Annotated in this window: 23 protein-coding genes and 3 pseudogenes; 23 read left to right on the top strand and 3 right to left on the bottom strand. The window is 61.6% G+C overall.

Annotated elements, in window-relative coordinates; translation table 11 throughout:
• Nucleotides 1-583 precede the first annotated feature (583 nt).
• From J7024_RS15070 to ltrA, 3 genes are all read left to right on the top strand, one after another.
• The gene (locus tag J7024_RS15070) at nucleotides 584-1,228 is read left to right on the top strand and encodes a DNA methyltransferase (protein ID WP_234745216.1); all 645 of its coding nucleotides are present in this window, start codon (nucleotides 584-586) and stop codon (nucleotides 1,226-1,228) included.
• A gap of 633 nt (nucleotides 1,229-1,861) precedes the next feature.
• Nucleotides 1,862-3,040, top strand: a complete 1,179-nt coding sequence (locus tag J7024_RS15075) for a hypothetical protein (protein ID WP_234745217.1) — start codon at nucleotides 1,862-1,864, stop codon at nucleotides 3,038-3,040.
• A 1,107-nt stretch (nucleotides 3,041-4,147) separates the two neighbouring features.
• Nucleotides 4,148-5,209, top strand: coding sequence for a group II intron reverse transcriptase/maturase (gene ltrA, locus J7024_RS15080; RefSeq protein ID WP_341459148.1), 1,062 nt, complete (start codon nucleotides 4,148-4,150; stop codon nucleotides 5,207-5,209).
• Nucleotides 5,210-5,225: 16 nt separating this feature from the next.
• Here the strand turns inward: ltrA and J7024_RS15085 are convergent, their stop codons facing one another.
• On the bottom strand, nucleotides 5,226-6,494 hold the full coding sequence (locus J7024_RS15085; protein WP_025647994.1) for an IS256 family transposase: 1,269 nt from the start codon (nucleotides 6,492-6,494) through the stop codon (nucleotides 5,226-5,228).
• A gap of 75 nt (nucleotides 6,495-6,569) precedes the next feature.
• Between J7024_RS15085 and J7024_RS15090 the strand changes: the two are divergent.
• The 7 genes and pseudogenes from J7024_RS15090 to J7024_RS15120 form a co-directional block, all read left to right on the top strand.
• Nucleotides 6,570-6,905: pseudogene (locus J7024_RS15090) on the top strand (group II intron maturase-specific domain-containing protein); the annotation flags it as partial.
• 699 nt (nucleotides 6,906-7,604) lie between these two features.
• Nucleotides 7,605-9,179, top strand: coding sequence for a DUF5710 domain-containing protein (locus tag J7024_RS15095; RefSeq protein ID WP_234745219.1), 1,575 nt, complete (start codon nucleotides 7,605-7,607; stop codon nucleotides 9,177-9,179).
• A 56-nt stretch (nucleotides 9,180-9,235) separates the two neighbouring features.
• Nucleotides 9,236-9,481, top strand: a complete 246-nt coding sequence (locus J7024_RS15100) for a hypothetical protein (protein WP_234745220.1) — start codon at nucleotides 9,236-9,238, stop codon at nucleotides 9,479-9,481.
• A gap of 113 nt (nucleotides 9,482-9,594) precedes the next feature.
• Nucleotides 9,595-9,840: an AbrB/MazE/SpoVT family DNA-binding domain-containing protein gene (locus J7024_RS15105; protein ID WP_234745221.1), complete on the top strand. Its 246-nt coding sequence runs from the start codon at nucleotides 9,595-9,597 to the stop codon at nucleotides 9,838-9,840.
• Entirely contained in the window at nucleotides 9,837-10,235 is a 399-nt protein-coding gene (locus J7024_RS15110; protein WP_234745222.1) for a PIN domain-containing protein, read from the top strand. Before J7024_RS15105 ends, J7024_RS15110 begins: the two co-directional genes overlap by 4 nt.
• Before the next feature lie 49 nt (nucleotides 10,236-10,284).
• Nucleotides 10,285-10,518 carry a hypothetical protein gene (locus J7024_RS15115; RefSeq protein WP_234745223.1) on the top strand — a complete coding sequence of 78 codons (234 nt, stop codon included), beginning with the start codon at nucleotides 10,285-10,287 and terminating at the stop codon, nucleotides 10,516-10,518.
• Nucleotides 10,518-10,877, top strand: a complete 360-nt coding sequence (locus tag J7024_RS15120) for a phospholipase D-like domain-containing protein (RefSeq protein ID WP_234745257.1) — start codon at nucleotides 10,518-10,520, stop codon at nucleotides 10,875-10,877. Before J7024_RS15115 ends, J7024_RS15120 begins: the two co-directional genes overlap by 1 nt.
• 145 nt (nucleotides 10,878-11,022) lie before the next feature.
• Here the strand turns inward: J7024_RS15120 and J7024_RS37340 are convergent, their stop codons facing one another.
• The gene (locus J7024_RS37340) at nucleotides 11,023-11,505 is read right to left on the bottom strand and encodes an Arc family DNA-binding protein (RefSeq protein ID WP_278498460.1); all 483 of its coding nucleotides are present in this window, start codon (nucleotides 11,503-11,505) and stop codon (nucleotides 11,023-11,025) included.
• Between the two features lie 194 nt (nucleotides 11,506-11,699).
• Between J7024_RS37340 and J7024_RS15130 the strand changes: the two are divergent.
• The 9 genes and pseudogenes from J7024_RS15130 to J7024_RS15165 all read left to right on the top strand — a co-directional run.
• A pseudogene (locus J7024_RS15130) lies at nucleotides 11,700-11,861 on the top strand (hypothetical protein); the annotation flags it as partial.
• Nucleotides 11,827-12,015: pseudogene (locus tag J7024_RS37510) on the top strand (hypothetical protein); the annotation flags it as partial. The pseudogenes J7024_RS15130 and J7024_RS37510, both read left to right, overlap by 35 nt.
• Before the next feature lie 593 nt (nucleotides 12,016-12,608).
• Nucleotides 12,609-12,809 (top strand): hypothetical protein, encoded by a 201-nt coding sequence (locus J7024_RS15135; RefSeq protein ID WP_234745224.1) that lies wholly within the window; start codon nucleotides 12,609-12,611, stop codon nucleotides 12,807-12,809.
• Nucleotides 12,810-12,873: 64 nt separating this feature from the next.
• Nucleotides 12,874-13,359, top strand: coding sequence for a hypothetical protein (locus J7024_RS15140; RefSeq protein WP_234745225.1), 486 nt, complete (start codon nucleotides 12,874-12,876; stop codon nucleotides 13,357-13,359).
• Between the two features lie 22 nt (nucleotides 13,360-13,381).
• Nucleotides 13,382-13,600: a DUF3717 domain-containing protein gene (locus J7024_RS15145; RefSeq protein WP_234745226.1), complete on the top strand. Its 219-nt coding sequence runs from the start codon at nucleotides 13,382-13,384 to the stop codon at nucleotides 13,598-13,600.
• A 39-nt stretch (nucleotides 13,601-13,639) separates the two neighbouring features.
• Nucleotides 13,640-13,903 carry a hypothetical protein gene (locus J7024_RS15150; RefSeq protein WP_234745227.1) on the top strand — a complete coding sequence of 88 codons (264 nt, stop codon included), beginning with the start codon at nucleotides 13,640-13,642 and terminating at the stop codon, nucleotides 13,901-13,903.
• Nucleotides 13,904-14,007: 104 nt separating this feature from the next.
• Nucleotides 14,008-14,178 carry a hypothetical protein gene (locus tag J7024_RS15155; protein WP_234745228.1) on the top strand — a complete coding sequence of 57 codons (171 nt, stop codon included), beginning with the start codon at nucleotides 14,008-14,010 and terminating at the stop codon, nucleotides 14,176-14,178.
• 18 nt (nucleotides 14,179-14,196) lie between these two features.
• Nucleotides 14,197-14,466, top strand: coding sequence for a hypothetical protein (locus J7024_RS15160; protein WP_234745229.1), 270 nt, complete (start codon nucleotides 14,197-14,199; stop codon nucleotides 14,464-14,466).
• A gap of 246 nt (nucleotides 14,467-14,712) precedes the next feature.
• On the top strand, nucleotides 14,713-14,967 hold the full coding sequence (locus J7024_RS15165; protein WP_234745230.1) for a hypothetical protein: 255 nt from the start codon (nucleotides 14,713-14,715) through the stop codon (nucleotides 14,965-14,967).
• A gap of 700 nt (nucleotides 14,968-15,667) precedes the next feature.
• On the opposite strand, the gene J7024_RS15170 is transcribed toward J7024_RS15165, so the two are convergent.
• Complete coding sequence (locus J7024_RS15170) at nucleotides 15,668-15,994, bottom strand: hypothetical protein (protein WP_234745231.1); 327 nt, start codon at nucleotides 15,992-15,994, stop codon at nucleotides 15,668-15,670.
• Nucleotides 15,995-16,376: 382 nt separating this feature from the next.
• Here J7024_RS15170 and J7024_RS15175 point away from each other — a divergent pair, with 382 nt between their 5' ends.
• From J7024_RS15175 to J7024_RS15190, 4 genes are read left to right on the top strand one after another with little or no spacing between them, the layout of a single operon-like run.
• Nucleotides 16,377-16,757, top strand: a complete 381-nt coding sequence (locus J7024_RS15175; RefSeq protein WP_234745232.1) for a hypothetical protein — start codon at nucleotides 16,377-16,379, stop codon at nucleotides 16,755-16,757.
• 4 nt (nucleotides 16,758-16,761) lie between these two features.
• Complete coding sequence (locus J7024_RS15180; protein ID WP_234745233.1) at nucleotides 16,762-17,112, top strand: hypothetical protein; 351 nt, start codon at nucleotides 16,762-16,764, stop codon at nucleotides 17,110-17,112.
• Nucleotides 17,109-19,127 carry a type IV secretion system DNA-binding domain-containing protein gene (locus J7024_RS15185; RefSeq protein WP_234745234.1) on the top strand — a complete coding sequence of 673 codons (2,019 nt, stop codon included), beginning with the start codon at nucleotides 17,109-17,111 and terminating at the stop codon, nucleotides 19,125-19,127. The genes J7024_RS15180 and J7024_RS15185 overlap by 4 nt, the downstream gene beginning before the upstream one ends.
• A 23-nt stretch (nucleotides 19,128-19,150) precedes the next feature.
• Nucleotides 19,151-19,600, top strand: a complete 450-nt coding sequence (locus J7024_RS15190) for a hypothetical protein (protein WP_234745235.1) — start codon at nucleotides 19,151-19,153, stop codon at nucleotides 19,598-19,600.
• The last annotated feature ends 7 nt before the right edge of the window (nucleotides 19,601-19,607 follow it).

The raw sequence follows: 19,607 nt of genomic DNA on the forward strand, positions 1-19,607 counted from the left end.
TCCAGAACGACGAGCTCGAACCCGAGTTTCGGGCTGGTTTCATTCGCGACGCGCTGCACCGGTGCAGCATCTGGTACTTCGGCTAGGAGTTGTCCCGGCTCGTCCGACGTCTTAGCTAACCCGCCTCGGCGGGTTTTTTTTTGCTACATAGAGCGGCGGGCGTGATGGGCTTGCACTCCACGGAACGGCGAGCGCGCGCAAGCCAGCGGGGCTGTCGCCCCGTGAAACAGGGGCGACGCTCTTGGGGCTCCGCCGCCTCTCGCGGCGTCCGCCCCGGCGCTTGCCATCCCTCGTGCTCGCCGCGTATCGCGGCTCGAACAGATGACGAATCTGCTCCGCTGCACGGCTCCCACGTTCGGTGTCCGCGGCGTAAGGGCCGGCATCGCCGGGCCTGCGCAGACATTGTCGCAGGCCCGGCGACGCCTTCAAGGGCTTTCGCGGCATAAAGCGGGCGCGCGCCGCTTGCCCGTTTATTCCACGTCCCTTGACCCTGTCCTTGCTGACCCCGCCCGCAAGCGCCGAGCAGCACCAACACCCACACCCATCGGTGCTGCTCAACCCATCACTTTCTATGGAGCGCGCTATGGGCCGAATGATTCTGGGCGACTGCCTTTCCGTTATGCCGTCGATTCCGGCGGAATCCATTGATCTGATCGTAACTGATCCGCCGTACCTCGTGAACTTCACGGACCGGTCTGGACGATCAATCACCAACGACAAGACTGACGAATGGCTCGCACCCGCGTTCGCCGAAATGCACAGGATCATGCGACGCAATACCATTTGCGTGAGCTTTTACGGATGGACCAAGGTTGACCGCTTTTTTGATGCATGGAAGCAGGCAGGATTTCGCGTGGTCGGGCACCTGGTCTTCGCGAAGAGCTACGCATCGAAGGCTCGATACGTCCGGTATCAACACGAGTCCGCGTTCCTGTTGGCTAAGGGCAATCCACCGATGCCAGCGGACCCGCTGCCGGACGTATTGCCGTGGGAGTATTCGGGCAATCGGTTGCATCCGACGCAAAAGCCGGTGTCTGCCCTGGCTCGGATCATTGAGGCATTTTCCGAACCTCATGCGATCGTTCTCGATCCATTTGCCGGATCGGGTTCGACGTGCGAGGCGGCACACCGGGTAGGCCGTCGTTACGTCGGCATCGAGATCGACGAGACGTATCACGCCAATGCGATGCGCCGCTTGCGTGCATTGACGCTGAGAGCGGCAGCCTAGTAGTGCAGCGCCGGGGCCCGAGGCCTCGGCAACGGCCAGCCGGTCCGCTGCACCTTGCGCGCCCGCCGGCGTCGCCGGCCGTCACGCAAGCCGCGAGCCCGCGGCCCGGTGACCGGACGAAACCGCTCTTGGGGCCGCGCCGCGTCCCGCGGACTTGCCCCGGCGCGAGCCATCCCCTCCAGCCGAGCGGCGCTCCTGGCGTCGCACCGCTCGGATAGCGCGCTCGCCGCGCGGGGCGTTCTGCCTCGTCGCGGAGCTGCTGCTGCCGACACCCACCATTCCCCTGGTTCGCCGTCCACTTCCCGCGACTGTAGCTGCGGCCTGCGCCACGTCAAGGCGCGCGGGGCCGTGTCAGTCGCTGCGCTCCATCCCGCCCCAGCCCCCCGCGCGTGATTCCTTGACGCGGCTACGGTCCTCGCTCCGAACGTCGCGGGACGACGAACTCAGGGGAACGGCGGCAGCTGCGAAGCGCAGCCCGCCGACTCACCAGAACCGGCACCTCTCACCACCGAGCAACAGGCGGAACTCGACGCACTGGAAAAACGCTCGGACGAGATTCAGGAGCGGCTTGAGGCGTCGTACGACACCGACGAAGGTGATCCCGATTTCCTGACCGACGAGCAGTTCGAGACGTTGGAGCGGGAGAGTGATCGCCTGAATGCCGCGATCAGTGCCATCGAAGATCGCGATGGCGCGTTCACGCCCGAACAGATGGCGGTGAGCGGAGCAGTCGTCACCATCAACCATAACGGCGATCTGGAGGTTTGCCGGGGACTGGTGCGCCGCGAGGACCGCGCGCAGGCACGCGCGCAACTCGAAGAAAGTGGCGCGTCGGTCCCCCGCAGCCTGATCCGCAAGGAGAAGGGCGTCCATTCGGAAAAGCTCCTGCTCAACCTCACGGCGCATCGGACGGCCGCGGTGCGGTCCGCGCTTTCGCAGAATCCCCACGTGGCACTGGTGACGCTGGTACACAAGCTCGCACTCGAATATCTCGTCAAGGGATACGATCTCGACTGCCTCAGCGCCGCTCAGATCAGCAGCAAGGAAGCGTTCTACGACATGCACAGGGCAGCCCCCGAGATTGCCGAATCCGCCCTTGCGACCGGCATGGACGCCTACGTGGAATCGTGTCAGGCGATGCTGCCGAAAAATCCCAATAACTTGTTTGGCTGGTTGCTGGAGCAGCCGCAGGACCGGCTTCTGAGCTTGCTCGCGCTCTGCACGTCGCTGAGTATCAACGGCGTTTCGCGCGAGGAAGGGCCGAACGCGATCAATGCGATTGCGGGCGCGCTCAATCTTAACCTGTCGGCGTACTGGCAACCCACGCGTGAAAGCTATTTCAACCACGTTTCGAAAGACCGCATCGTGGCTGTCGTGAGCGAAGTCGTGTCGAAGGCGGAAGGTGCGCGGCTCTCGAAGATGAAGAAAGCCGAAGCGGCTCAGGCTGCGGAGAAGCTGCTGGAAGGTAAGGGCTGGTTGCCCGAGTTTATGGCCGCATCAGAAGTGAAGGAAAGCCGCTATGTCGGACGCGATAAGGAGGAAGAATCCGACGGCGACGATGCAACGACGCTCGCCTCGGACAGCACCGATCCGATTGCTAATGACGAGACGATGGGGCAACCGGTTCGCGTTGAGGTCGGCCCGTGGCCGTTCCCGAAAGCGGCGGACGTTGCCGTCGCGTTCGAGGCTGCGACTGAAAGCGTTGGAGGCGGCGAACAACCAGCACAGCACCGCGATGACGAACCGCTGCGCAAGTGGCCGTTCCCTCCGAGCAACCCCGACACGCCTCTTCGCGTCCGTCACGCGGCGTAAGACCGCATTCTCCCTCGGGTCTTCGGACCGTTTTCCCCGCCCTTCCCCGGCGGGTTTTTTTTCGCCCCCGTTTGGGAAAATGCGCCGCCAATCAGCGCTGCGTGATCCGTCCGTTTCGCGCCCTACGGCGCTCATCACGGACGACTCACGCAGCGAGGAGAGGACTCGGCTTCGCCGACCAAGGGGGAACCCCGTCACGGTTCCCCCTTGGAACTCCCTCCCTCGGCGGGCTGCTGAATCGCGTTTTAATTGTACTCATTGAAAATACTGATTAAAATAAAGGTGTGGCCCCTCAACCGGGGCCAAAAGACAGCGTGTGGAGACCCTTTGAAACCAAAAAACAGTGATCGAACGATGCACCTCTCGCACGCCGCTAACGCGGCGGCGTCGGCACATCGTTCGATCTTTAGCTTCGGCCGCTGCCGCGCCGCGTGCTCCGCAATATCTCGAACCGAAGATCGCGGGTATGCGGAATAACGTGTGGAAACAGCCATGACTGAACAAGTCTCACGGGCTAGGCGTCGAGCCTCCTGCGGAGTCTCGCCCCTCTCCCTTCGGTCGGGGCTGCCAGCGCCTCGCCGTCCGGTAGCTTCGCTCCCGGAAAAGCTCACCCTTTGTTGCGCCGTCTCTCAGCATGCTGCGGTAGTACACGGCCCTCGGATGCAGCATGTTTGCCCCGCTCGCGCGGGGCTTTTTTTGTGCGCCGAGCATGCGCAACAGCTTGGGGGTGCAAGTCCCCTGTCCAGCCTGATGGGGCGAAGGACTAGTGAAACGCAAGGGCGTCGTCGCGAGGCGGGGTCTGAAGGAAGCGTGTAGCAAAGCCATGACCTGACGAACAGAAATCAGATATGAGGCCTACCCGGGCGGACGAGCGAGCAAATGATCGCGAAGTCCACAACCATCAAGGTCCGGGGTGGTAGATCTGGCAGGTGTGTGGTGAAGGCGGTTGAGCTTACCTCGGGAGGCCTGCGCGGTGTCCTGGAATCAGGACTGGACGAACCGCAAGGGGCGTTGATCGCCGCGCAGGAGTCAGCAGCGGGCATAGTAGGGCGGCGACGCCTGAAGGCCCAAACGGAAAGGAGCGGCAAGTAAGCCGGAGAACTCGACATGGGAGCGCAGCAGAAAACGCATCGCGTCCTTGATGACGGAGAGAGGGGTGAAGCCCCGCACGCCGTTGATCGAGGGGCTGAACCTATGGCGGCGAACCCCGAGTCTGAAAGCCCGTCGGCGTGTGACCGGCTGATGGAAGAAGTCTGTGAAAGGGAGAACCTGAAGCAGGCGTTGAAGCGTGTGAAAGCGAACAAGGGTGCACCGGGCGTGGACGGCATGACGGTTCAGGCGTTACCGGCGTACCTGCGGGAGCATTGGCCGTCGATCCGGGCCACGCTGCTGAGCGGCACGTACAAACCGCAACCTGTGAGACGGGTCGAGATACCCAAACCGGACGGAGGTGGCGCGCGCAAGCTCGGCATTCCGTCTGCGCTTGATCGATTCGTCCAGCAGGCGGTACTGCAGGTACTGCAAAGGCAGTGGGACCCGACGTTCTCGGACTCCAGTTACGGTTTCCGTCCGGGACGCTCGGCGCATCAGGCTGTGGAACGCGCACAGGGTTATATCCAGGCAGGGCATCGCTGGGTTGTAGACCTGGATCTCGAGAAATTCTTCGATCGCGTAAGCCACGATATCCTGATGAGCCGGGTAGCAAAGCGTGTCAGCGACAAACGGATGTTGACGCTGATCCGCTCGTTCCTGACGGCGGGCGTGCTGGAGCACGGACTGGTTGGTGCAACGGACGAAGGGACACCCCAGGGTGGTCCGCTGTCACCGTTGTTATCCAACCTGCTGCTCGACGATCTTGACCGGGAGCTTGAGCGACGCGGGCTGCGTTTCGTGAGGTACGCCGACGATTGTAACGTCTACGTACGCAGCGAACGCGCAGGCCAGCGGGTGATGGGGGGGCTGAAGGCCTACCTCACCGGTAGGCTGAAGCTGAAGGTCAACGAGACGAAGAGTGCGGTCGCGCGGCCACACACGCGCAAGTTTCTGGGATTTACCTTCTCGGCGCAGGCACAGGTCAGGCGGCGCATCGCGCCCAAGGCGCTGGCTCGCTTCAAGGCGCGAATCCGGGAATTGACTCAACGCGGACGTGTCAGGAATTTCGTGTGCTGAGGTCGGTTAAAAGATCTCAGCTGATGGCGGCGGTGAATCGCTCGCCGAACAGAATGGCGAACTGATTGACTGCTTGCCGCCAGGTGATAGGCGGCATCTTCCAATCCTTTTCGATGTTGCGCAAGGCCAGAAACAGCAGTTTGCTGGCGGCTTCGTCGCTCGGGAAGTGGCCGCGGTTCTTGACGATCTTGCGCAACTGCATGTGCATGCTCTCGATGGCGTTCGTCGTATATACGATTCGACGCACCTCGGGCGGATAGGCGAAGAAGGGGATCACCTGTTCCCATTGGCGCTGCCACATGGCCGCGACGGTAGGGAATTTGCGCCCCCACTCGCTCTGCGCAAAGGCGTCGAGCGCCGCTGCCGCCGCCTCGGCCGTGGCGGCCTGATAGATCGGCTTGATCGCGGCAGCCAGCGACTTGCGGTCCTTCCAGCTCGCCAGATTCAGCGAATTGCGGATCAGATGCACGATGCAGGTCTGGATTTGGGCGGCCGGATAGACCGCCTCGATCGCTTCGGGGAAGCCGCGCAAACCATCGACCACCGCGATCAGGATGTCGTGCAAGCCGCGGTTCTTCAACTCGTTGAAGACCTTCAGCCAGAACTTGGCGCCTTCCGTTTGCTCGATCCACAAACCCAGCACTTCCTTGCGGCCGTCGGCGCGGATGCCCAACGCCAGATAGACCGCCTTGTTCTTGACCGTGCCTTCGTCGCGGATCTTCAGCCGCAGCGCGTCAAAGTACACGATCGGATACATGGCCTCGAGCGGGCGTTGCTGCCATTGCTCGACGTCGGCCAGCACCTCGTCGGTGACCGTGGAAATCAGATCGGGCGACACCTGCAGCCCGTACAGTTCCAGCAGATGGCCCTGAATCTCGCGCACGCTCATGCCGCGCGCATACATGCTGATGACGTGGTCGTCGAAGCCCGGCAGCCGGCGTTGATACTTGCCGACCAACTGCGGCTCGAACGTCGCCTGCCGATCGCGTGGAATATCCAGCGTCAGTTCGCCGTTGGGCGTGAGGACCGTCTTGCGGCTTGTGCCGTTGCGGTGGTTGCCCGCCTTGCCTTGCTCGGCCTCGGTTTCCAGATGGTGGCTCAACTCGGCCGCGAGCATGCGCTCGGCCAGTTGCTTCTTGAGCTGGCCGGCCAAGCCCGATTCGCCCAGGATCGACTCGGCATCCTTGCTCTGCACCTGGGCAAGCAGTTGATCGATCAGCTCATCGGGGAACAGCTTCGGCGCCTTCGGGTTCTTGCTCTTCTTGGTCACGGTTGCATCGGTCATAGGACGTTATTTCCGTTATCGTCTCATGGCCTCGGCACACTAAAAATCTGACAGGCCCCTCAACGCACGCGCGGGGTCAGCGTCGACCAGATGACCGGCACGCTGAAACGCTATCTGACAGGCTGGCGCGGCTACTTTGGTTTCTGCGAAACGCCTCGTGTACTCCAGCAACTGGATGAATGGATACGACGTCGTATCCGCTGCTTCCTCTGGACGCAGTGGAAACGTGGCCGGACCCGATTCCAGGAACTGGTTGCGCGGGGCGTGAGCCGCCACCTTGCCGCCCAGACGGCCGGCTCGCCACACAGTGCATGGCGTCTCAGTTGTAGCCCGGCGCTGAGCATGGCCCTGTCTAATCGCTACTTCCGGTCACTGGGTCTTCCGTCGGTGGGTCCTTCGCGGATTAACTGATCCGAACCGCCGTGTACGGACCCGTACGCACGGTGGTGTGGGAGGGGTCGGGCCGTGAGGCCTGCCCCTATCCCGATCGCTTCGCTCTTCGTCCTGACGGACGCGCTGTTGTGTCGCGCCGGAGGCGCGAAGGGCGCTCGCCGCGCAGCGTTTCGCCTCGACGCCATTCCCCTCCGCACCCCGTTCCCCTCGTTCTCGTCCAACCGCGCGACTCTAGGCACGTCGCACAGCCGGTCAAGGCGCGCGGGGCCGTGTTGTCGCTCCGCGACTGCCCGCCCCAGCCCCCCGCGCTTGCTCCCTTGACCGGTTGCGCTTCGCGCCTCTCACAGTCGCGGGACGATGAACTCAGGGGAACGGCGGCAGCTTCGGCAGGAGCCGCCGTCTCGGCAAAACCGGAACGCCGGGACTCCGAATCTTGGGGCCCGGTCAGCGGTATGGCAAAGACAGGGAGTAGCGACGTGGTGGAAAGCGAACGCAGCAACCAGTGGACCGACAGGTGGACCGCGCCTGAGAAGCCGGACACGTACGAGGTCCGCCTCTTTACCGGGGTTATTCGCAATGCCTACTGGACAGGGAGCACGTGGATCGACAACGCGGCCTGCAAAAAGGACGGCAGGCTGCGTAGCAACCGACAGCTTTTGAAGATGATCCGGGCGTGGCGCGTTCGCGACGCAGCATAGACGTGGCAGGACACACATCATGTATTCAGTCATGGCAACCGGTTCGAAACCCATGCAGGACCGCGCGGTCGCGCAGTTCCTTAGCTCTGTCCCGCGCGCCCAGCGGAGGTCGGCTCCCACAAACGCCAGCCGCGCTGCTGCGGTGCCGGCCGGCGAGCGGATATTTCTCGCGGTCCCGAGCCGGGACATTCAGAAGGCGTGCGCGCTTGGTGCCGAATGGGACCGGGAACTGAGGGTCTGCTGGATACCGTCGACCGCCGACAAAGGCCCGTTTTCACCTTGGATCGTGGACGACGCAGCGTTGCGCGCTGCGGGCTTCGACCGTGATGACGTGCTGGCCGAGTTTGCCGAAGCGATGAGGAGCTACGGCCTTGTGCCGAAGGACCTGATCGCGGATGGCAAGTGGCATTGCGCAATGGTGGAGACGCGCTCCGGCCCGCGGTCGCATGGCGGATACGTTTTGAACATGGACGGCGCACCGCGCGGATACATCCGCAACTTCATCGGAGGGGAAGGAGCGTGGCGCTATCACGCAGCCAAATTGACGCGTGAACAGCGGGCTGCACTGGAGGCACAGACCCGTGATCGTCAGGCAGCGCGCGACGAAGTGGTGCGCCGGGAGCAACAGCGCGTCGCCGAGCGGTCCCTGAAAATCCTCACCCAACTTCCCAGGATCACGGGGCGCGCCCATCCGTATCTGGAGCGTAAGGGCGTCGGCGCGTACGGGGTGCGCGTGGCCAACGCAGTAAAGGACGATATGTCCGGGCTGCTGAACAAGGAGGACTTTCGGCGCAGCAAGGCGACATATCTCGTTATACCTGGCCGGGACACCGATGACCAGTTCCTCACTGCCCAGGTTATCGGACCAGACGGATTCAAGATGTTCGTGCGCGACGCCCGCAAGAAGGGCGCATTTCACCTCATCGGCGTGCGCCGCACGCGCGACCTCGCGAATGCTCCGGCCGTGCTTTTCGTTGAAGGTTATGCCACCGGCGCGAGCCTGCACGAAGCGACTGGGCTCCCAGTGGTCGTCGCATTCGATGCGGGAAACCTGGTGGAAATCGCGCGGCTGTTCGCTGCGTTCCTGCCGGCGAACCGGCCGAAAATCGTCTGCGGCGACAACGACCAGTATTTCCTCGAAAGCGCGCTAGCCAAGATCGCGGAAATCGGCGGATCGCCCAATGCTAAACCGACGACCGTGCGGGTGCTGGCCGGGGCAGGGAATGCGACGCGCGAGGTACTGATCGACGCCGCACACGCTGACGGCCAGTGGCATCTGACCCAGCTGGGCAAATACCGCCTGTCGCTCGAAAGCGTGTGCGGCGTGGTTCGGGGCCTGACGCTGGACGTAGTGGTCCCGGACAAGCCGCACGTTCGGCTGACGACCCGCAACACGGGCGTCGAGGCAGCAGAGGAGGCCGCACGCCTGCTGCGCGGCCGCGCCGTGTCGCCCGTCTTTGTCTCCCTGGAAGACCGGCCGACCGACTTCAACGATCTCGCCACGGCCGAAGGCCGCGCGCGCGTCGCGGATCTCGTTCAAACCGTCCTGCCGTTCCCTCTTGTCGGGGATGCAGCTCAGCACAGCAACAGCTAACGACATGGCACGGCTCTACTACCACCACGACCGAGCCGCAGGTCAAGGCCCTAAAGGTGTCGAAAGACGTGCGCCCGGAATGGCAGTGCTACATGGTCGATTCCCGGGGAGACGTGCTGCGCGCGTTGCCGCTCACACCGATTTTCCAGATCGGTATCGTCCACATGGCCGATACCGTTGTCAGCTGCACGTTGAGTGTATGGCAGGCCGAGGGCAAGGCGCGGCACCTGATCGCGAGCACGCTCGTCGACCGGACCGAGCTACTCGGAGCGCTGCCGACGACAGCGCGAGAGTTTTGCTAACGTTCGCTCAAATCGATGAAGAGCGACAGTTTCGCTCGCCTAGTGCCGCGACAGTGGTTAGCCCTTGCTTTTCTGCTTGCCTTACCTTAAAGTAAGGAATAGGAGGTGTCACCATGACAGCAGCAACTATCACTTCGAAGGGCCAGGTCACGATCCCCGTGGACGTGCGCAATCAGCTTGGCTTGCAGTCCGGCGACCGGATCGAATTCAGCTTCAACGAGGCGACGGGCCGGTATGAGGTCTTCCCGGCCACACGCTCGCTCACGTCGCTCAAGGGCATCGTGAAGAAGCCCGCGAAACCGGTGTCGATCGAGGACATGAACCGGGCCATCGCCGAGCAAGGGGCATCCTCGCGATGATCGGACTGGATACGAACGTTTTGGTCCGCTACTTCGCACAGGACGACGCCGTTCAGTCGAAGAAGGCGACGGCGCTGATGGAGTCCTTGTCAACCGAGCGGCCGGGGTACGTTTCGCAGGTCGCACTGGTCGAAGTCGTGTGGGTACTTGGGCGCTGCTATGGCGTCGAACGCGAGCAGATGAAGGACATCATCGACTCGATGATCGGCACCAAGGAACTGGTCGTTGAAGGTGCTGACACGGTGCGAAAGGCCCTTCGCGTTTTCGCTGCATCCGCAAAGGCGGATTTCGCGGACTGCCTGATCGAGCGTTCCGGGCATGTAGCCGGGTGCGAGTACACGGTTACTTTCGACGCGACGGCCTCGAAGGTTGCAGGGATGCAGTTGATTAAGTAATCGTGGCACAAGCCGATAAGCTGGAAAGCATGGAGGAAGCAACCCAACCATGTGCAAACTCGCGCTCGCAGCTGCAATCGCCGCGTCCGGCCTCGCTTTCAGCGTGCCGGCGCTGTCTTCGCCCTGGTCATCGCAGATCGAGGCGGCACGCCTCTCACACACGGCCGCCGCGCCCGCGCAGCGTGTCAACTGGTACGCATTCTCTCCCGATGATGACGGCATGGGGCTCGTGCTGTACGGCGTCTACTCAGCCCGTCAGTCGATACACGTAATCCCTACGTGATGACCTACCGACCGCTCCTCGCGGCGCTGGCCGACAAGGCCCGCGCCGGCGTTCAGGTGACAGTCGTCGTGGATTACGGTGAGAGCATCGCGAACGACCGCGATGGCTACATCCGTCGTGGACTAGCCTACTTGCAGCGCGCCGGCGCGACGGTCTGCGCCGTCGACGCCTACCGGCTGACACACGACAAGATGATGGTCCTCGACGGGCGAAGCGTGCAGACTGGCAGCATCAACTACACCGAGGCCGGTGCGCTCCACAACAGCGAGGACGCGGTGATCGAGTGGAACGACGCCAATAGCGCAGCCGGGTTTGAGCGGCACTTCCAATCGAGATTCGCGCTATGCCACCCGATCTGACAGAACGCCCACGGATGGACTCGTGCGCGCAATCGGCAGCCGGGTCCACGCGTGTTCTCGGTGCGCTTCACGTTGCCGTGAGTGTCGCCCAGCTCCTCTCCGATCGCGTGAAAGCATCGCTACCCGTGCGTGTCTCGCAGTGGTGTCAGCAGCACGTTGAAAATGACCCCGTCTCATTGATTGCATTCGTCGATTCGGCGATCTCGCTCCAGTCCATTTTTTCAAGTGCAGATCCGAAATGCGCCCAGATTTCTAACAGCGAATCAAGCACGTTGTTTGAGCCCTTCGGATAGGTCTTAATTGTCGCTTGAAGATACGAGCCAGCGTTTTTCAGCAATGCCTTTTGCACTCCCAGTAGCTGTCGCATAAGTTCTATCTGGTCCGTGAGATGCTTGTTTTCGGCTTCCACTTTTTCAACTTCAAGCTGGAGGCCGGTCATCTGTGGACCGTATTCAAGAACTCGTGCTCCTGCCGTTTGGAAGGACTCAGAGAGGCGCGCAACGATTTCCGCGTTCATTGAACGATTGTTTCGCCTCGCCATTTCAGCGATGCGATCCCTCATCCCATCGGGGAGGCGGACAACGAACTGATCGGCCGATCGGCTGGGTGCCTTGGTGTCTTTGCTCATGTGCGAACAATACTAGCCATTTGCTATTTTCCCCGATCACCACTTGCGATGATCGCACGTTCATACTACACCGCATCCACGGCGTTTACAAATTGGGGGGCTGATGAAACGCGCTAGAGCAATGCCGCAAGTCAACTCCGTTTCACGGTGCCGAACTGTTGCTCGTCGAGCACAACGGGCAGCCTTACACGCCGATGAGGCTGCTGGTTGAGGGAATGGCGCTGGATTGGAAAAGTCGGCATCGAAAGCTGCGTGGTCAAGACGACCATGCAGGTTCGAGTCGCTTTTCCTCCTGCGTCACCGAATTGGTGATGCAGCTTCCTGGAGACGTGCAGCGTCGCGCGGTTACCTGCATCGCACTCCGCAAACTCCCCGGCTGGCCGATGTCCATCGAGCCGGGCAAGGTCAAAGACGCCGCCGTCGCGATTTGATGATACGCCGCTGCAACATCAACTGTCGGTCTATCAGGCTCTGCTGACGGAGCAATTCGTCCCGACGTACCGGACCTAGCTCACAGCTCCGGCATGCTCATGCCGAGTTCAAACCCCAGGGCGGGGCATTTCCGGGCAGAGCCCGGAAACCGCTACGGCGTGCCCAGCCCGCTGCGCGGGCCGGTCATCGAGCCCCGTTCCGGGTCTCGACCCTGCGGGCTTTCATCGCTTGCCTTTCGGCTCCGCCGACCAGAAGGGGCAAGAGCCCCTTCTGGACTTCCAACCCCCTGAAGTGATGCGGCCTACGGCCGCATATGGGCGCTCGCCGCGCGGCGTTTCTGCCCTCGCGCGACGTGCCGCCACCGTCGCCAGTCCCCTGAGTTCGCCGTCCCTTTCCGCGACAGTAGACCACCACCACGGCCAGGCAAGGGTTCGCTTCGCCGTGTCCTCGCCCGTTCGGTGCTCGCCCTGCGGGCTGCGCTCCGCATGCGGCCTCCGGGCACGCCCTTGCCCGTCCGCGGCGGCGGTCTCCTTATGTCGCCGGGACGACGAACTCAGGGGACTGGCGGCAGCACGGAAGCAGCTGCCGGTCGGGCAGAAACAACCCCTACGAAGGGACTCGGAATCTTGGGTCCCGGTCAGCCTGAAACCTTTAAACCGCACGGAGCACACATGAAATCGAACCTTCTTCGCCGCATCGCCGCTTTCTTTCTGGGCTGTGACCTGAACGCGGAAATCCGCGTGCTGCATCGGTGGCGTCGGGAGGAAGACGACGTGCGCGCCATTCGTGTCGAGACGGTTATCGACGGTAAGCCCAAGCGGGTCACGCTGTACCGCCACGCCCCGAACAAGTGGTCGCCAATGCCCCTGTAAGCGCTAGCCGAATCCCGCCTCGGGTGACCGGGGCAGCCCGACATCTCATCTGATGGAGCCAAGCATGGACGATCGAAAATTCAGACCGAATCGCAATCGCGACGAGAAGCGGCCGATTCCCAATCCCGTTCAACATCCTTACTCATACAAGGTCTACCGGAAACTTGAGGAGTCTATCGGGTCCGCCAGCCATCCTCCTAGCCGATACGATATGTCCATTCCGTATCTGCGCCGAGGTCAGTGGTACGAGGTCGGTATGAATCTGGCGCTGTATGCGTTTCACTTTGATGCCGACGAGCCATGGCGTGAGTTTGACCTGATTGCGATTCATTTCCGGGGCAATGCCGCTCTTCGCGCGATCGCGAAGGGCTATATGGTTGAAGCGGTTAGCAATCGCGACGAAGAGGAGGAGCTGCATTGCGGCGGTCCGCACGCGCTGCAACAGAACGCCCTCAGACGCGCGTCCATCGCCCGAATGCTTCGGTTCCTTAGACGGCGACGTGGTGCATTTCAGCAGATGGTCGCACATTGGGACCAGGTCGGATTCTGACAGCGTTATAGGGAGCCACAACATGTCGAAAATCACTATCGACCAGATCGAACGAGCAATCAACATCTGGCGCGCGCGTCACCCGGCACCGGAAGGGCAGAACGAAAGCCCGACGCTCTGTGTCGAGGCGCGCGCACTCGCGGATGTCTACGCGCTGATGATTTTCCGCCGCGAGAACGCAATCGAAGCAGCCACCCTGACTGCTGCGCAGGTCGCAGCCCTGCAAGGCGCGCTCACGTAATACAGGCAACAAGTCGGAATTTTTTAACCAGGAGATTCAATGATGAAGAAACTTGCTGTCGCCATGCTGTTCGTTGTACCCGCCGTCGCGTTTTCGGCGACCTACTCTGTCACGGAACAATCGGGAGTTACCACGGGCGCGAAGCTCACCGCACTAGGACAGACTGGCTGTGTCTATGCGAACGTGCCAATGGCGTTGGGCGACATCCTGAACTATCCGGATGGAACGCGTCAGGTCTGTGCAAGCGGTCCGAATGGTCCACAGATGATCGACGTTGTCGCTGAGAAAGCGACGAGGCACTAACCACGGTCGGCTGACATATCAACACTGACGCGGTCGGTCTTGAGCAGGCAGTTTTTGCCAAAATCAACCGTGTAAACCGGATACCGGTTTTGAAGGAACTAGACATGGCGGCATATATCTACGAGGACGCGTGCGAGATGATTGTTACGCGCGATGAAGCGAAGGCCGAGATTGAGAAACACGACTGCGAGGGCGCCTTCGCCGCCTTTCTCGCCGAGGTTGGCGACCGCAACGAATATCCGGCCAAGGACGTTCTCGACTGGCTGGGCTACTAGGCGAAAAAGGAGAATCACGTGATCTACCCGACGCGCTGCGGTGTGAAGATCGTTCCGACGATTGACGGAAGTCTGCAGGCTGACGGCAGCGCAGCTGACGTGATCCAGCCGCTCATTCTGCGCAACCTGGCCGGCGTGACGTTACTCGAAATCCCCGCAGACGGCGCGTGGACAATTGAGCGGGTTGTCGATCTGCTTGACAGTCCGCGAGCATGCGAGTGCGTTACAGAGGCGTTCGGTGCAAACGCATTTATCGGCTCAGAGTGGATCGGGGGCACTGAGGTATGAATGCAGGGCTTAGCGCAAAGACGGTCGAACTCTGCATCGTCGCCATTCACGAGTGCCGAGCCGGCTTGCTGTCGATCAAAGGGCACGGCTGGGTGACGGTTCGGCGTGGCCGCATTGCCAAGGCAGCGCCGCCATCCAGTGCCGTAAGCGGCATGACCAACAATACGCCCGCTTGCGCGGGAGTCCGAAAGGGACGCAGGCGCTTTCGGACATCCAACCCCCTAGAATGATGCGGCCTGCGGCCGCATGAAGGCGCTCGTCGCGCGGGTGCTTTGGGCGCAATCGACCATTGCGGACGAGTCCGCCGCGACCGGCCCAGATGGAGACGAGAGCGACCTCGCGCGGGCCGCCGAGCTGGTGTATCAGACCGGATTCGATGCCTATCCAGACCTTCTGATGCCGGAGCTTATTCGCGGCGCTCCGTTGCTCGCGTCGCGCCGGCAGAAAGGCTTTGCCGACGCGCGCTGCGCCGAGGCGATATACCGGGCAGGGTTAGGCTAGGCCGAAAAATTGCGCATGCGAAAATCTGCCCACCGGTCTCGGTGAGTGGGTTTTTTGCGGCCGGCGCGGGCGGGGCGGCTTCTGCGCTGCGCTTCGAAGCCACCCCGCCCGCGCCGGGCAAAGCACTCGCGGTTTTGAGCAATGAATTGCTCAAAACTGGTCCGTCCGATCCGGCTCCCGGCGCTCACGCGCCTCTCGCCTGATCTCCCGAACGAAAGTCCGCTGCGCAGCGCATTGCGATGCAATGCCGCTGCTCGCGACTCCACGCTCCGGAACGCTTCGCGTTCCTACGCCGACTGTACCCAACATGCCGTGATATACGCGTGCGCGGCTTCGTTGCGCGACAGCCGGTGCCGTTCCATGTCGCCGCTAAAGTGATTCCGGCCTTTTCCCGCCCGGAATAGGTCATGCTGGCCTGGGCGATTGCTCCTGCGTCGCAATCGCCGGCGGATGCCGAACAAAAGGAATGGCGGCTGGCCGCTCGGGCGGCAACGTCCGTTGCACCCTTCGCACCCAGCCGCCGTCTCGCTCCTACCGCCGTGCTGCTAACACCGCCGAGTTTCCCACAAGCTCCACCGCACCCCGCGGTGACGAGTTGCCCACAACAAACACCGTTGTGGACAACTCCCGCGGCGGACGGCTCCTGCGATTTATGGACAATCGCGGCCGTCCGTTCGGTGCCGTGGATTTGTGGAAAACCCTACGCGGCCTTGGCTTGCTCCTGCTGTCCTGCGCGCGCACTGTCGGCACTGGTCGCCGGGCTTCCGCCAGTCGATCCAGCGCCGACGAGTGCGCGCAGTTGCGGCACGACCTTCTTCCATTCGTCGACCGGTATCAGGTCAAGACGCTCGGCCTTGAACAGATCGAGAATCGCCTTCCTGTTCCTTTCAATGTTTTCCCGTTCCTCGCGTCTCTGCTGTTCCCGAAGCGTCACCAGCAGCTTCTCGGTTTCGGCGATTCTCTCAGCGATCGATACTGCCGGTCGCCGTCCACGGGGCTTCTTGTCAGAGTTGACTTTCTCGGTCATCACATTCATCCCATAGTGAGGTTGTTGTCGGGGCATTCCGTAATGCGTGCGCGGTGCATCTTCGCTTCCTCACGCCAAAAAATCAATTCCCCGGAATGCCCCGACGGGGTAGGGGCCCGCCTTTTCCCGATATTCCGTTGCAGCAGGAAAAGCCAAAACCGCCCCTCCCAGAAGGACAGACATTACGCACGTACCGTGCACACGTCAAAACCATCGCAAGCACATGATTTATCGCGCTTTTTCATGCACCAAAAATAATACACATCCATGGCACTGAGTAAAATAAAAATGTAGAATTTCGAACAGAATCCGGGAGATAGATAGTGGTGCAAAATGCACCACTCTCCGTGAAATCAACTTCTAGTGAGAGAGACCAGCAACCGTGAAGCCGTCAGTTCACTACCGCGTCGATTGGGACGAGTTTGAGCACCTGAAGGAAGAGGCGAAGCGACGAAAGATCACTCATAACGCGCTCGCCCGCCTGTACCTGCGCGACACCATTGCGGGTTATGACCGCAAGCACGAGGTTCTTCTTGCGCAGATCGAGACGCTACGTGCCGAGGTTGCCCGGCTCCAGAACACGCTGGAAAAGCAAAGCGTACTCACCGCTGGGGCGCTCGCCTCCTCAGCCATTCCGCCGGGGCTGGCGAACCCGATGCCCGAAAACATCAAAGACCAGGTGCGCGGTCACATTCGCGAAGCGATCAAGCAGGGACGCAATATCGATCGCGCGTACGACGATGGGAAATTCAACGGGGAGTGACGCTATGTTTCTGCCAGTCCAGTTTCAGTCAGTCAACCACGCCGGGCAGCTTCAGGCCGGCGAATACCACGCTTCCTGCCGCACCTATACCTCACGGGACCGGGCGTCGACGATGCTGTATTTCGAATATCGTCGGCCCGAGGACGAGCTGGTGTCCGCGTGCGACGTGATTCTGATCGACCGAAAGGGACAGGTGCGAGCATGCGATTTTCTCCGCATGGCCGACCGCAGCTGGCGCGACAGCTTCGGCGCACGGTCCGACTCGTTGCTGGCTCTTCTTCCAGGCGAAGTGGCGCACTTTGAGCTAGTTGACGAGGCGCGTCTTGGCGAGCTTCATGTCCGGGAGGCAGAATGATCGACAAGGTCATATCCAACGCCGGCGCAGGTAGGGCGCTATTTCTGACCCGCGTGAAGCTCACGGTGCATGCCGTTTCAATGTCGCTCTGGACTGGGGCGCTTCCCGGTGTCGTTGTGCCTGTCGTGCTCTGGGGCGCAAGTCTGTCCCCGCGGGACATCGACGTGGTCAAGCAAAATATCATGTCTCACATGGTCAATGCGGACACCCCCCGAAAGTGGGTGCTGCGGGACCAGTCGGGGGACCCGGAAGTCCTCACGGTCGTCAAAGCAGACGGTGAGGAGGTGCAGCTGCTAACACCGGCTCAATACCGGACGGTGACAGCCGATCTGTCTCGGCAGGTTCAGGTATTTGGATATGTGATGCTGGCGAGCGCCATCTGCGGCGTGCTCGGTTATGCCTCGGTCTGGATGTCGCTCAGCCGTCTCGGAAAGCGCGCGCGGGAGAACAAACGGGTCGACGGCGTCGAGGAGCTGGTTGAACCGCGGGAGCTTTCTAAGCTGGTCAGGAAGGAGGAGCCGGGGCCGTACACCATCCTCGACGTGGCGCTACCGAAATCGGCGCCGATGCAGGGCATTCAGTTCATGGGTGCCCAGGGGACCGGGAAGTCGCTTGGCATCCACGACCTGATGCAACAGGTTTTTGCAGCCCAGCGCAAGGCCATCATTTACGACCAGAGCGGCGAATACTTCCGCGCCTACTATCGGCCGGGAAAGGACTTCTTCTTCAATCCGTCCATGTTGGGATCGGTTCGATGGTCGATCTTTAAGGAGCTGCAACACACCTACGACGCCAACACGCTTGCGCACGCCTTTTTACCGCCGAAGGCCGGCGTCGTACACGGCGCCAATGCGTTCTTTGAGGATGCGGCCCGAGCCCTGTTCTCCGTCATGACATTGCGGTTGAGGCAGCGCGGTGCGGTTTACACCCGAACCATCGCTGAGGCCATTTTGGCCATGCCGGATGACGAGCTTGAACTGCTGATCAAGGAGTCCGTGGCCAGCTCGGCTGTCGGCGGCGATTCGAAAGGGCAACGGCAGGGCGTGATCAGCTCGATCGCAATTTACCTGGACGGCATCGCAGCGGTGCCCGACGGTGAATGGACGTTGCGCGAGTTTTTCGAGGCAGACGACGATGCGCGCTTTTTTATCGTCAGCACGGACGACACGAAGGCGATGTTCGCTCCGCTGTACCGACTGCTGCTGGCGATCTCGTTCGGGATCATCGCGGCCAAGCGGGAAATCGTCCACTATGACCGCTACTGGTATTTCCTTGATGAAGTGCACGTACTTGGAGATATCAAGCTCGACGAAACGCAGGCGACGCATCGGAAATACGGCGTCTGCGTGGTAACCGGTATCCAGGCGGATACCCAGTACGTAACGTCGATCGGGCACGAGCGGGCGAGGACGCTGATGAACGGATTTAACACGTCGGTAATGCTTCGTGCCAACGAGCCCGAAATGATGGACCGAATGGCGCGGCGACTTGGACGCATGGACATGGAAGTGGTTTCCAACGGCAATGCAATTGCCGTAACCGACTGGCGCGACGGGGGGCAGGTCAATCAGGGGCAGCAGGAGAAGTGGCTCGTTATGCCCTCGAAGATCGGCCGGCTCAAGAACTGTACCGCGTATGTTCAGATGGCCGGCGACTACCCATCAACGCTCGTGGATTACCGGCACTGGCTCCCGAAATGGTATCGACCGTGGGCGCGCGCTAATCGCTTCAAGGCGCGTCAGGACGATCCGCCTCGAGATCCGCGCTTCAAGATTAAGGTCGCCGAGGGGCAGGATGCGCTCGCCAGTGTGAGAGCCGAAGCCGAGGCGAAAAAGGCGGAGGCCGAACGCGCAGCAGAAGCAAAGAAAGCGGTCGAGGCTACGGGAAAATGGGTCGTCACAGACATGGAAACCGGGGAAATCGTCCGGGCCGACGAGGCGCGACGGGAATCAGTCGCGGAAGCGGCGGGCACCGGTCAGGCGACCCAGAACGATGACGAGGGGGGGCTCTTCTAGTGAAAGGCCTATTTATCAAATGGATGCTGACATTCGCCGCGATAGGGATAGCGCTTCTCTGGGTCTTTTTTCCTCAATTGCGCTCAGCCGCCGGCACCTGGGTCTCGGGCAACGATACAGGCGAACCGGTATTGCAGGACGCGGACCTCGCGGGCATCCGCGCGGTCAAATTCCTGCCCCCGGGCGAAAGCATCGTCAAGGTGGCCGTGTCCGGACTTCGCGTCATTGAGCACGGTCCAGGCTATGCCAAGGTTGGCCTGACGCTGACCGCCAATCAGCCCACCTCGCTCTATCCGAATCTCAGGATATACCTTCAGGCGCACGGTAAGACCGTTCGCACCGTTGTGCTATCCGCGAACGAATATGAACATCAGGCACGTCTTTCCAGCGAGGAGGTCAGCGTGAACCTTGCGCTGCATCCAGGCGAGACCGGGTTCACGGCGAGCGCCTTTTACGGCCGCGACGGGGCCTGACATGATC

It is taken from the genome of Burkholderia sp. WTPI3, from assembly GCF_021483755.1.
Classification (GTDB): domain Bacteria; phylum Pseudomonadota; class Gammaproteobacteria; order Burkholderiales; family Burkholderiaceae; genus Burkholderia.

Excerpts from the sequence above, each read along its gene's own strand:
- J7024_RS15070 (WP_234745216.1), top strand. The coding sequence starts at position 584 with ATGGGCCGAATGATTCTGGGCGACTGCCTTTCCGTTATGCCGTCGATT.
- ltrA (WP_341459148.1), top strand. The coding sequence starts at position 4,148 with ATGGGAGCGCAGCAGAAAACGCATCGCGTCCTTGATGACGGAGAGAGG.
- J7024_RS15085 (WP_025647994.1), bottom strand. The coding sequence starts at position 6,494 with ATGACCGATGCAACCGTGACCAAGAAGAGCAAGAACCCGAAGGCGCCG.
- J7024_RS15095 (WP_234745219.1), top strand. The coding sequence starts at position 7,605 with ATGTATTCAGTCATGGCAACCGGTTCGAAACCCATGCAGGACCGCGCG.
- J7024_RS15105 (WP_234745221.1), top strand. The coding sequence starts at position 9,595 with ATGACAGCAGCAACTATCACTTCGAAGGGCCAGGTCACGATCCCCGTG.
- J7024_RS15110 (WP_234745222.1), top strand. The coding sequence starts at position 9,837 with ATGATCGGACTGGATACGAACGTTTTGGTCCGCTACTTCGCACAGGAC.
- J7024_RS15115 (WP_234745223.1), top strand. The coding sequence starts at position 10,285 with ATGTGCAAACTCGCGCTCGCAGCTGCAATCGCCGCGTCCGGCCTCGCT.
- J7024_RS15120 (WP_234745257.1), top strand. The coding sequence starts at position 10,518 with ATGACCTACCGACCGCTCCTCGCGGCGCTGGCCGACAAGGCCCGCGCC.
- J7024_RS37340 (WP_278498460.1), bottom strand. The coding sequence starts at position 11,505 with ATGAGCAAAGACACCAAGGCACCCAGCCGATCGGCCGATCAGTTCGTT.
- J7024_RS15135 (WP_234745224.1), top strand. The coding sequence starts at position 12,609 with ATGAAATCGAACCTTCTTCGCCGCATCGCCGCTTTCTTTCTGGGCTGT.
- J7024_RS15140 (WP_234745225.1), top strand. The coding sequence starts at position 12,874 with ATGGACGATCGAAAATTCAGACCGAATCGCAATCGCGACGAGAAGCGG.
- J7024_RS15145 (WP_234745226.1), top strand. The coding sequence starts at position 13,382 with ATGTCGAAAATCACTATCGACCAGATCGAACGAGCAATCAACATCTGG.
- J7024_RS15150 (WP_234745227.1), top strand. The coding sequence starts at position 13,640 with ATGATGAAGAAACTTGCTGTCGCCATGCTGTTCGTTGTACCCGCCGTC.
- J7024_RS15155 (WP_234745228.1), top strand. The coding sequence starts at position 14,008 with ATGGCGGCATATATCTACGAGGACGCGTGCGAGATGATTGTTACGCGC.
- J7024_RS15165 (WP_234745230.1), top strand. The coding sequence starts at position 14,713 with ATGAAGGCGCTCGTCGCGCGGGTGCTTTGGGCGCAATCGACCATTGCG.
- J7024_RS15170 (WP_234745231.1), bottom strand. The coding sequence starts at position 15,994 with ATGACCGAGAAAGTCAACTCTGACAAGAAGCCCCGTGGACGGCGACCG.
- J7024_RS15180 (WP_234745233.1), top strand. The coding sequence starts at position 16,762 with ATGTTTCTGCCAGTCCAGTTTCAGTCAGTCAACCACGCCGGGCAGCTT.
- J7024_RS15185 (WP_234745234.1), top strand. The coding sequence starts at position 17,109 with ATGATCGACAAGGTCATATCCAACGCCGGCGCAGGTAGGGCGCTATTT.
- J7024_RS15190 (WP_234745235.1), top strand. The coding sequence starts at position 19,151 with ATGCTGACATTCGCCGCGATAGGGATAGCGCTTCTCTGGGTCTTTTTT.